This window comes from Stenoxybacter acetivorans DSM 19021 (assembly GCF_000745895.1).
GTDB classification, from domain to species: Bacteria; Pseudomonadota; Gammaproteobacteria; order Burkholderiales; family Neisseriaceae; genus Stenoxybacter; species Stenoxybacter acetivorans.
On sequence record NZ_JQKE01000147.1, the window covers coordinates 1 to 1,117 of the forward strand.

General features: G+C 37.1%; 1 protein-coding gene. It reads right to left on the reverse strand.

What is annotated here, in order from left to right; all coding sequences use genetic code 11:
- Nucleotides 1–277: 277 nt before the first annotated feature.
- Complete coding sequence (locus tag Q384_RS13515) at nucleotides 278–451, reverse strand: hypothetical protein (protein ID WP_156956562.1); 174 nt, start codon at nucleotides 449–451, stop codon at nucleotides 278–280.
- Nucleotides 452–1,117: the final 666 nt, after the last annotated feature.

Below are 1,117 nucleotides of genomic sequence, written 5' to 3' on the forward strand. Positions count from 1 at the left end.
AAACGGGTTCTTTTATGAATGTTCATTGCAGTATTTTCCTATAAATACTGTAAACAACGCTAGGAATTCTTACACATAATCAATGTTCATTATGTTGATATCCTTATGAAATTTTAAAAATATTTGTACTGCTTTATTACTACGAATGTCAATTCGTAGTAAGGTTAGGTTATAACCTAACCTTAAAAATTTTGGTTTCAGGCAGCCTGAAGCATAAAAACTCCGAATTTCTTGTTATCGAAATTCGGAGTTTTTGTTTCCCTATAAAATATGCGGGTTATAGGCGCACAACTTTTACTGTTTGATAAGTCTCATAGCCCGGACATTTTTGCCGTGCCATACCTTCTGCCATCATCACAGCAGTAGAATCTGTTTCTGCTTCAACAGTTATAATATCATTCCGCTGACTACCCTTTTTTTTCATGAGGATATGTACTTGCCATTTACTCATTTTATTGCCCTTTGTGATCGGATTTATTTCTGTTTAAATAACAATAACTTAAAAGTTATTTCTAAAGAGGTGGGTTTGTCAACCCACCTCTTTAGTTTATAAACTAAAGTGTAAGAATTATGAATCGGTACACGATAAATGACATGGCGTTGCACGATAAATTGGTTTTTATTTTATTTCACTCCGTGCAACAGTATTTCAAAACTTGCCATATACAGGTTTTTTGTCAGCGCTGCCAAATTCACTTTGGCAAAGTGTCGTTACTGATGAAGAGTTTGTCGGCATAGGCGCGGTTGTTTGGATTGATGCTGTAGCGTAGTTTTACTTCACGTATTTCGAAGTCGGCAAAGGTGTCGCGGTTTGCGGTACCTCGTTAATTGACAGCAAAAATTTACCCTTAATGTTGTGCAGTTACACCATCGATTTGCCGAAGTTGTTCTTGCTGAATATGCCTTTGCCGTACAATCTGCTGACATGGGCACGGACGGGTGGTCAGCCCCGCCGCACAAGCTGTCTTTACTGTTTGATACTATGTAAGATGTGTGTTCGCGCTCCTTTTCGTTTGTTTATTTTTTCAGAACCCATGTTCAAAAAAATTCTTAATAGAATCAAATGGTGTATAATTGGCAGATAAATTAAGACAGTAGGTAATCCTTTATGTACCCG

Bases quoted from the DNA above. Each gene is read 5' to 3' on its own strand.
- Q384_RS13515 (WP_156956562.1), bottom strand. From the start codon at position 451: ATGAGTAAATGGCAAGTACATATCCTCATGAAAAAAAAGGGTAGTCAG.